The organism is Pseudobacillus sp. 179-B 2D1 NHS (genome assembly GCF_045370945.1).
Lineage (GTDB): Bacteria > Bacillota > Bacilli > Bacillales > Domibacillaceae > Pseudobacillus.
Genome location: NZ_JBIQDP010000053.1, coordinates 1 through 8,458 on the forward strand (window position 1 = coordinate 1; position 8,458 = coordinate 8,458).

Sequence of the window (8,458 nt, forward strand, 5' to 3'; positions counted from 1 at the left end):
ATGAGGAAAACGTTCGGCTATCATTTTTACCAGCGAACGAAGGACGTGGCGATGTTGCAGCAGATCTTTGGCCATTCCTCTCCATCGATTACGCTTCGGTATATTGGTATTAATGATGAAATGGTAGATCGAGTTCTGGAGGATTTCTCTTTGTAAAGATTCATCTAAACTGTTGAGGATGATAAAATCGTTCAAAGAATTGAAGATAACCATTTGAAAAAGTATTCACAATTTACAGCAGTGAAAACTTTTTTGGATATAAATGTGAATTCTTCGTTCATCCACACGAATGTTCTATCTGCAAGGCCAGTAACAATATGAGAAGAATTAGAATATTGTTGCTCCAAAACCTTTGGTTTATAAACTAAAACGAAATCCATCATGAATTAGAGCATGATAGATTTCGTTTGACTTAGTAATTAATCATGTGAGTTAATAAATAATAATTAAAACCATATATTACCTTATTTGTATTTTGGTTGTATATAATAATTGTGTCTCGTTTTTTCTGCCTTATAATAACTCCATTTCCCAATAGGATCATGTACAGTAATCTTGTATTTTTTGAAAGTGAAGTCTCCCCAAACTCCTAATCTGCTATATCTTTTGGAGTCTGCAGGTATTGTAGTCGTTACACTTTTCGAATAAGAGAATCCAATATCTAAACGAACACCCTCATAAGTATATGAACCGTTGACAGAGTATGTTTTTCCATTCTGTAATGTGTAACGGCTTGCTTTGCTCCAGTTAGGAGTTCCAGAATGGTAACCTACCCATAAATTGTTTTTTCGGGTTGAAGAAATAAGCGTTTTTGTTTCCTTATAAGCATAAGGTGTGATTTCACTGTTAGTTGGAGCATCGTTAGTAGACAAATTTGGAGGGTTATTAGGTGAATTGTGCATCGTGGAGTTATATTTGTCATAATCTTCTTTATTTTCAAACATAAGAGTATTTCCATCTTCATCTACAATGAAATATTCTGCGTCATTGTTTTTGTCATTCATTACCGAATCAGTTACATCATTTTTTTCTGCATTTGCTGAAGGGCTTAATAAAGCAAGAGAAAAAATAAATACAAAAGACAACATTAAAAGTTTTTTTAGCATTTTTATCCTCCGTTTTTTGAACTTTTTGTAATCACAATTCAAGTATACCAATCAAATGGTTAAAATTCAAATATTTTCCAATCGGAAGAGGAGGGCTTTTCATGCGTTTTGTAGAAGAATCTATTATTTTGGTTTCTGTTGCTTGGATGGTTATTTACTTATACGGTCTATATGAATTGAGCTCTGCTGCTTATAGTCATTGGCTTATACTGATTCCTGTATTATTGACCTTGGTTTTAATTTTTAGTTTTTTTAGGAAGATAAGAAAATAACAAGATGCAGGGATATTGCAGCTAATCTTTGACCATTCATCTCTCTCAATCACCTTGCGGTATATTGGCATTAATGATGAAATGGTAGATAGAGCATTAGAGGAATTTTTTCTGTGAAAAAGTAAGAAGAGTAATAGAAAAATGATGGTCAAGGAGCATAACATTGAGGCACAAAGTATTAAAAGCCGTAGAGATACCTAAATGGGGAAATTATTTACGGGAGCAATGGAAAAAACATTTTGCAAGTCACCTTACAACTGAAGAGCAAAAACTAATTGGAATGGATGGCTTCTTATGGTATTTATGTGCTTCCGAAGAAGTGGAATGTCTGGAAAAAGAAGAAGCAATAGCAGCGTTTAAAGAGCAATCAAAACATAAATGTACAATCTTTTATCAATTCATAGATGAAGCGTATCTTCTTAATACTGCCCAATTGCTTACAGTTGAAGAACTACCATATATTCGTGATCATATGTATTACGGGGATCTTTATGTAATGGATTGGGAGGGTCAATGGACGTTCATTATGACACATGAAAGCGAGTGTGGCCCGTATTTTCTTACGACAGATAAATAAAAATAATTTTATAGAGAGTATCATGACTTGTATAAATTTTGAAAGTTTGCTATAAATAGAGTCAATTAAATCGAACGGAAAATAAAAAAGGCAAAAGCGCGTTATAGTAGGATGGCCGTCCTCTATAACCGTCCACCGTGAACCACCCACGGTAAACACTTGCTTTTACCCGTCTTACTTTATTTATGCCTGTATCTTACGATAAATAAACGTAAATTTCAAGGGAAAAGTCTACCTTTTACAGAAAGTCAAAGGACGTGTTTACCGATTTACGCGGTAAACACGTCTTTTTTGTTTTTCTCTAAAGGAGACGAAACCCATGACCGTAAGCAGAATGTTATCCAATGAAGAATTTAAACAAATGATGAGCTACAAGCCATATGCCAACAATCAAAAAGAGCAACAATCTATGAAATTAAAGTTATTGAAAGTCGTAGAAGAGGTGTACGGCGATTCGTATTATCGATTAAAGAAAGAAACACGCCAGGCCATCGACATGATGTGCTGGCTGTCTTCAGAGCGTGGCTTTTTCTTCGCAAAAGACGACTATTTAGCTGATCGACACGATATATCTGATAGAACAATACGCAACGTAGCAAAGAAGCTACGTGAACATGGTGTGCTATTTACCGTGTATCGGAGATCCACGAAGCAAAATGGACGGAGTGCCCCGGTCCATTTATTTGTGGACCACCCGTATTTTTCGTACTGGGAAGAACTGCTAAATTTAAGTGATTTCCAAGCAGATTTCCAAACAGAAAACGCTGAAATCCCTTGTGGCTCTAAGGGCGAAGAGTTGAAAAAAGTTCCTACCTATTCATTACCATTAAAAAAATCTTTTAATAAATACATACGTAAGGAAGAACCCGTTTTAGATGAAAGCTTTACTCCTTCTCATATTCCAAAAAGCTTTATTTTGGCCGTTAAACCATTCTTTGGACAAGCAAAGGAAATCTATAAGCTATGGGGAAAAGCCATGCTGGCTTATCGTATCACTCGTTTAGACACGCCTTTAGAGGAATTAACAGATTTAGTTGTCCAAGCTTTTAAAGAAGCCATTTTCTCTCACAAACACAGACGTATTAATGGCTCTTTTAATGCCTATTTCTTTGGCACGCTGCGAAACATGATGACCATTGAAAAACGAAGAGAAATCATGAACAACGATCCAATCTTTACACAATTTAAGGCCTACATGGAGTCTTAATGGCCCTGTTTAAAAACCAGGAGCCTTTAAGGATGTTAAAGTTGCCTTTAAGGCAACAAGAGCGTCACTAAGGAAACATTAAATACGAAAACAGAGTAAATTAGATAGTCAATCAAATGTAAATTAATACTTAAAACAATACTGTTGAGCACGTTTATCTGCAGCCATCAGTTGGCTGTCTGCCGTCCTGCTGAATGGTCACGGCATTCCATACTTCCATTCTGAAGAAGACCAGATAGGCTATTAATAAACAATTTCTTTGAAGGATACGACTGAATATAAACAGGAAGAACGGTGACGAATCGAATGAACATTTTATTAAGAAATAAAAATGTACTGATTATTCTCTTAGCCGTTTTGGCGATTTTAACGCTTTTTCTAGACAATTATGGACCTTTCAAAGGTTCACTAGATTACTTGGGTTTTTTCCTTTTTACTCTCCTGTGTCTTTTGATGATCGGGATTAATAGTCATTCAAGAATCAAAGTTTGTTTAATAACCTTGTTCTTTTTATTCTTCTTGATAGATTTTATTTCTTAAGATTTAGATACTCGAAAAAGATTATCTTAAAGGGATTAAGTGCATAAAACCCCTTTCTTTATGCAGCGAACGGGTTGGTTGGAAAATAAGAAACGTTGATAAAACAAGGATGTATAAAATCCTCCATAATAAATCCAAAGAGAAGAAAAAGAAACCCCTTGATTAGCAAGAGGTAGAGGGGTCTAGGAGTTTCCTTCTTGTGGGGTTATGTGAACTAATGGTGTATAGAGTATTCATCTAACTTTTGGAGATCTCGTTCAGCAATCGGGTCATATTGTTAAGGAGTTATGTTAAAATTTTAGTAAGTAATTTATCAGAGGAGGGAAAAAATGAATAATACTGAAGTGTTGAACGGTAATGCGACCAATGATAAAGCTGTTGTTTCCTTGACTTTGGGGGTCCTGTCGGTTGTGATACCTTCTTTCGCTTTTGCTATTTTGGGGATTGTGTCAATCGCGATGCCTATCGCTGTTCTGATTGCTAGTATTACGGGGATTATATTTTCAAGAAAAGCGAAAAAGGAAATTATTGAAACAAATGAAAGCGGTGGAGCATTAGCGACTTGGGGTTTATATCTTAGTATCGCAGCCATTGTCATTCAAGCAATCATTGCGTTAGACCTCGTGATTATCAGTGGACTTTTTATTCGTTAAACGGGCGCTTTAATTGAACAAGCAGCAACAAGGATCTTCCAGCCAAGATCCTTGTTTAGTACCGATATCGAAGATTATGTTAATCAAGAAGAGCTCCCTAATTGGGGAGCTTTTTAGTTTTTTGTAAATACATTTCCGTGTGTGGAACATTTATTTACTATCCCTTTAGCAAGTCTAAATTTGTATATTAAATAACCTTAAAAATACTTATTGCACTCTTTTAAACACCCATACAAAAAAGAGTTCCATGAATAGATTAACAAAAAATAGAGGTGTTTTTTTGGCTAAAAAGAAGGGTAATAAGAAAGCTTTTATTACAAGGTGTGGGACTACCCAAAAATACACACCGTTAAAAAATCTAAAAGTACAAGATGTAAATAGATGTTTTGATAAAGAAGACAACGTTTATTCTGGTTTTCACGTTCCACAAAAATGTTTTATTGACACTCATCCATTTACCGGTAGTTTATTTTTGCCAGTAGGTGGTCCGGAACAAACCCTTATTGAAGATATTACTTGTAATCACAATAAAACCTTATTAATATTGAGGTCTTCACGAACTGGTGGAAGTGGGTTTAATGCTCAACCGATTCAAGTAATTATTCGAACAAGAGGATGCACTGAGCCTATTACAACTGTCCTGCCTCCAGGGATTCCAAGGGTATTTCAAGTAGAGGATTTCGAAAGCCTAGTTGTGGCAAACCTTGGCTCTGGAAATGAAGCTTTACTTGAATATAGTATGGAAAAAACATTTTGTATTTGTTGTGAGGATGAGGATAAAAGGAAGTGTTGCACTTGCGATCAAGAGTTAAATTTGTGTTGTAACCATGTTCAAAAAAGTGAATGTTTTAGTGCAGTACACACATTTAATACTGTAACTGATTTATTAGATTTACCAGGTGGTTCTACTGAGACTGTTTTTGAAGATTTTACTTGTAATCACAATAAAACTTTATTGGATTTGAGAAACACTGGTAGAACTATGACTGTAACGATTCATACAAGAGGGTGCCCGACTCCACGTATAATTACACTTAATCCTGGCATACGTGTATCCATTGTAAAAAATGTAATTGTTCTTGCGATCGAACAAACTAATGATAGATCTTCGCGAAGAAGATCTTTTTTATTTGAATTTGAAGAAGAAGAGCATAAGGAAAAAGTGCCCCCATATAGTATGTGGGGTTAGGCAGAGCCTAACTTTTTTATGGGGGCATGAAAATGAGAAAAGCCATACAATTGCCATACAAAAACTTGCCTACAAAGTCTCGTTTTCTCATCTTATTTTTTCTTTTATATCACATGACATGAAAAAGTACCCGATATGTAGTTGTTACGTTGGATTATTTACAAGAAGTCAAACAACACTCATAAGAGGATAACAAGCTGCATGAGAAATTGAATGACATTGAAAGGAGATAGTGTCATAAAAACCAAAGTAAATAAAGAGAATTAAGCTGAAACAGTCGATATTTTTTTTGCTGTTTTTCTTGTCCCCATTGAAAAGTTAGGCTCTGCCTAACCCTATCCATTAAGTGGGGGCACTTTTTCCTTATGCTCTTCTAACTTTTTTCAATAACTAAATAAAAAGCGAGATCTAAATCAGATCTCGTTAATTTTTCTAAGCATAGAGTAATAACTAGCTCCTCTTTATAAAGTCTTTTTTTAAATCCCGAAATAGGTTTTTAAAATCATCATAAAAGACAATAGTGAAAAAACCTAAAATAGTAAGTCCTACAGAAAAAGAACCTAATTCCGTAAAGAGCCCTATAAAAACAAGTAGAATCCCTATATAAAATCCAGGATCGGAAAACTCTTCAAACTTTTTTTCTTTTTCATCAATGTTTATTTTTTTTTGAAACTGCCGATCTCCTTTAATCAGTTCATCTAGTGTAATATTATAGAATTCGCTTAATTTAATGAGATTTTCAATATCGGGATAACCTTTATTATTTTCCCACTTATAGACGGCTTGCCTAGAAACATTCATTTCTTGAGCTAATTCTTCTCTAGACATATTTTTTCCTTCTCTTAAGATCTGCAATTGTTCTCCTAAATTCACCTCAACCACCTCTTTGCACCACTTTATAACAGTTGTGTAAAAACATCCATAAACACTTAGTAGTACGAGGTAAACTGTTGGTTAACAGAAGGTCCACTACAGGAAGTTAATAAAGCTTCCTAATGAGGCTTGTCTTTTTTTCTTTAAAATTATTGTTTCTATTGATAAATTAGTAACCAGATAAATACTTAGGTTTTTATAAGGGTATTATTCTTGATAAAAGTGAATATCAAACCTTAATATTAGAATTAACCAGGTTTTTATATAGGTTTTAAAGGTGGGTGTAAACATGGATAAAAGTGATTATCAAAGTGAGGGAAAGTTTGATAATAATCAAGCACCAATTGAATTTACGATAAAAGAAATAGCCAATTTGTTAAATGAGTCCCCTAATGTTATTCGTAATTGGGTGAAAGAGCTTCGTGATTATATCCCCTTAACAAAAAATGAAAGTGGCTACAATGTATTTGACCAGAAAGCGTTAGAAAAGATGAAATCCATCAAAATGATGCACCGACAACAAAATTATTCTATAAAGCAGATTAAACATTATTTTGCCACAGGTGGAGAAGCCTTTCAGCCACTTCCAGAGAAAGGTCCAGACGAATTGTTAGCTGAAGAACTTCGGAAAATGAGAGAGGAACTTCAGTTTTTAAGAGAAAATGTTCAAAAACAAGAAGAGTTTAATCAGGCATTAGTGAAAAAACTGGACCAGCAGCAAAAGTACATAGACGATAAGCTAGAGACACGAGATCGCCAGTTGATGAAGGCTTTAAATGAAACACAAGAAGTGAAAAGATTAATGCAAGAAGAAAAAAACGGACAAGCTGAGAAGAAAAAAGGCTTTTTTGCACGTTTATTTAGTTGATTAATTTATTCCTAAAATGGAGAAGAGAAGAAGGGCATGAACACAAAGTTATGCTAACGGTTAAGCTTGTGCCTAGATTTTACTCGTAAATTTACATGCTTATAGTTTTCCTTATTCTGTTGTTAGAAAACAATTGATTATTAAAATGTAGGAGGGGGTTTTTTGAATTTAGTTTTTATATTTATCATCTTGTTTTCTTTACTATCTTCTACTTTATTTTGTTTTTTTGTGGTGAAAAAAGCCAAAAAGATTCACCTGATATTTTATGCTTTTTTTATGAATGCAATTATTTTGAGTGGAGCATCAGCTATATTGTATAAAATAGATGCTCAGAGATTTCATAAAGAACTGTATGGGTTATTTGACAGTCTAGGGATTGTAACGTTGTTGTTTTTTATCCCTATAGTTACTTGGTTTAATATTATTATAATTAAATGGAGAAAGGACACATGGTTAACGTAACTCTCCGGTCCCTATCTCTTTATACGATAGATACTGCTGTTTAGTAATGAATAGTAAACGAAAAGATCCATACTATCATCTAAATGCAACATAATGGGGATTATGTTTTATCGAGATGAGGTGAAAAAGTTGGAAGACTTAAAACAAGATAATGTACCTTATATTACTTTCAGTTCCCAAATGGGAGATGAGAATGCTGCGAGAGCTGTTCAACCGCACCTGATAGAGTTAAGGACTCTTTTAAGAAAGTATTGTAATAATACTTATTGTAAAGAAGTCGATGAATTCGCCCCAGTTCTTCGCGTGGACGGGGATGGTTGGTACTGGGAGTTTGAAGGTTGTGAAAAGTTAAGGCTAAGTAAAAAATACCGTTATATTACAATCGATATAGGAATGCCACGATCAAAATGGGAGAATGTTGAACCGAAAGGTATTAAAAGTTACCTTTTTATCCATCTCAAAAATGCTTTAGATCTTATGACAAGACGATTAAAAAAAGAGAAGTATATTGTAAATGAAGGCGACTTATGGAGCGACTTTAAAAAAGTAGAAGAAGAATTTTTGGAGACCTAAAAAACTTCATTCTACTTAAAAAATCTAAATGCAACATAATGTTGATTATGTTGCATTGCTCCCCCCCCTTCTTTCCCTACGAAAACCCTTGTCTACCAAGGTTTTTTTCTTTGGTGTCAACCCCTAGCAGGGGTTTCA

The 8,458-nt window shown here is 34.4% G+C and carries 11 protein-coding genes and 1 pseudogene; 9 read left to right on the forward strand and 3 right to left on the reverse strand.

The annotated features are described in order from the left end of the window. Window positions 1-156, forward strand: a pseudogene (locus ACH0BF_RS24670) (site-specific integrase); the annotation flags it as partial. Between the two features lie 308 nt (window positions 157-464). Here ACH0BF_RS24670 and ACH0BF_RS24675 read toward each other — a convergent pair. Next, complete coding sequence (locus ACH0BF_RS24675; protein ID WP_340856952.1) at window positions 465-1,106, reverse strand: hypothetical protein; 642 nt, start codon at window positions 1,104-1,106, stop codon at window positions 465-467. Window positions 1,107-1,207: 101 nt separating this feature from the next. Between ACH0BF_RS24675 and ACH0BF_RS24680 the strand changes: the two genes are divergently transcribed. The 3 genes from ACH0BF_RS24680 to ACH0BF_RS24690 all read left to right on the forward strand — a co-directional run bounded on the left by ACH0BF_RS24680 (window position 1,208) and on the right by ACH0BF_RS24690 (window position 3,162). Next, window positions 1,208-1,378: a hypothetical protein gene (locus tag ACH0BF_RS24680; protein WP_340856951.1), complete on the forward strand. Its 171-nt coding sequence runs from the start codon at window positions 1,208-1,210 to the stop codon at window positions 1,376-1,378. A gap of 163 nt (window positions 1,379-1,541) precedes the next feature. Then, window positions 1,542-1,955, forward strand: coding sequence for a DUF4275 family protein (locus tag ACH0BF_RS24685; RefSeq protein ID WP_340856948.1), 414 nt, complete (start codon window positions 1,542-1,544; stop codon window positions 1,953-1,955). 319 nt (window positions 1,956-2,274) lie between these two features. Beyond that, window positions 2,275-3,162 carry a transcriptional regulator gene (locus ACH0BF_RS24690; RefSeq protein WP_406910492.1) on the forward strand — a complete coding sequence of 296 codons (888 nt, stop codon included), beginning with the start codon at window positions 2,275-2,277 and terminating at the stop codon, window positions 3,160-3,162. Window positions 3,163-3,329: 167 nt separating this feature from the next. Here ACH0BF_RS24690 and ACH0BF_RS24695 read toward each other — a convergent pair whose 3' ends face one another. Next, window positions 3,330-3,548 carry a hypothetical protein gene (locus ACH0BF_RS24695; RefSeq protein WP_406910493.1) on the reverse strand — a complete coding sequence of 73 codons (219 nt, stop codon included), beginning with the start codon at window positions 3,546-3,548 and terminating at the stop codon, window positions 3,330-3,332. Between the two features lie 483 nt (window positions 3,549-4,031). Here ACH0BF_RS24695 and ACH0BF_RS24700 point away from each other — a divergent pair, with 483 nt between their 5' ends. Both ACH0BF_RS24700 and ACH0BF_RS24705 read left to right on the forward strand, forming a co-directional pair. Further along, window positions 4,032-4,355: a DUF4190 domain-containing protein gene (locus ACH0BF_RS24700; protein ID WP_406910494.1), complete on the forward strand. Its 324-nt coding sequence runs from the start codon at window positions 4,032-4,034 to the stop codon at window positions 4,353-4,355. A gap of 280 nt (window positions 4,356-4,635) precedes the next feature. Further along, window positions 4,636-5,544 (forward strand): hypothetical protein, encoded by a 909-nt coding sequence (locus tag ACH0BF_RS24705; RefSeq protein ID WP_406910495.1) that lies wholly within the window; start codon window positions 4,636-4,638, stop codon window positions 5,542-5,544. 450 nt (window positions 5,545-5,994) lie between these two features. Here ACH0BF_RS24705 and ACH0BF_RS24710 read toward each other — a convergent pair whose 3' ends face one another. Beyond that, complete coding sequence (locus ACH0BF_RS24710; protein WP_340856959.1) at window positions 5,995-6,417, reverse strand: helix-turn-helix domain-containing protein; 423 nt, start codon at window positions 6,415-6,417, stop codon at window positions 5,995-5,997. A 289-nt stretch (window positions 6,418-6,706) separates the two neighbouring features. On the opposite strand from ACH0BF_RS24710, the gene ACH0BF_RS24715 reads away from it, so the two are divergent. From ACH0BF_RS24715 to ACH0BF_RS24725, 3 genes are all read left to right on the forward strand, one after another. Then, window positions 6,707-7,285: a MerR family transcriptional regulator gene (locus tag ACH0BF_RS24715; protein ID WP_340856957.1), complete on the forward strand. Its 579-nt coding sequence runs from the start codon at window positions 6,707-6,709 to the stop codon at window positions 7,283-7,285. Between the two features lie 162 nt (window positions 7,286-7,447). Further along, entirely contained in the window at window positions 7,448-7,747 is a 300-nt protein-coding gene (locus ACH0BF_RS24720; protein ID WP_406910496.1) for a hypothetical protein, read from the forward strand. A gap of 129 nt (window positions 7,748-7,876) precedes the next feature. After that, a complete protein-coding gene (locus ACH0BF_RS24725) occupies window positions 7,877-8,320 on the forward strand; it encodes a hypothetical protein (protein ID WP_406910497.1) in 444 nt (147 codons plus the stop codon). Window positions 8,321-8,458 lie beyond the last annotated feature (138 nt).

Bases quoted from the DNA above. Each gene is read 5' to 3' on its own strand.
- ACH0BF_RS24675 (WP_340856952.1), bottom strand. From the start codon at position 1,106: ATGCTAAAAAAACTTTTAATGTTGTCTTTTGTATTTATTTTTTCTCTT.
- ACH0BF_RS24680 (WP_340856951.1), top strand. From the start codon at position 1,208: ATGCGTTTTGTAGAAGAATCTATTATTTTGGTTTCTGTTGCTTGGATG.
- ACH0BF_RS24690 (WP_406910492.1), top strand. From the start codon at position 2,275: ATGACCGTAAGCAGAATGTTATCCAATGAAGAATTTAAACAAATGATG.
- ACH0BF_RS24700 (WP_406910494.1), top strand. From the start codon at position 4,032: ATGAATAATACTGAAGTGTTGAACGGTAATGCGACCAATGATAAAGCT.
- ACH0BF_RS24715 (WP_340856957.1), top strand. From the start codon at position 6,707: ATGGATAAAAGTGATTATCAAAGTGAGGGAAAGTTTGATAATAATCAA.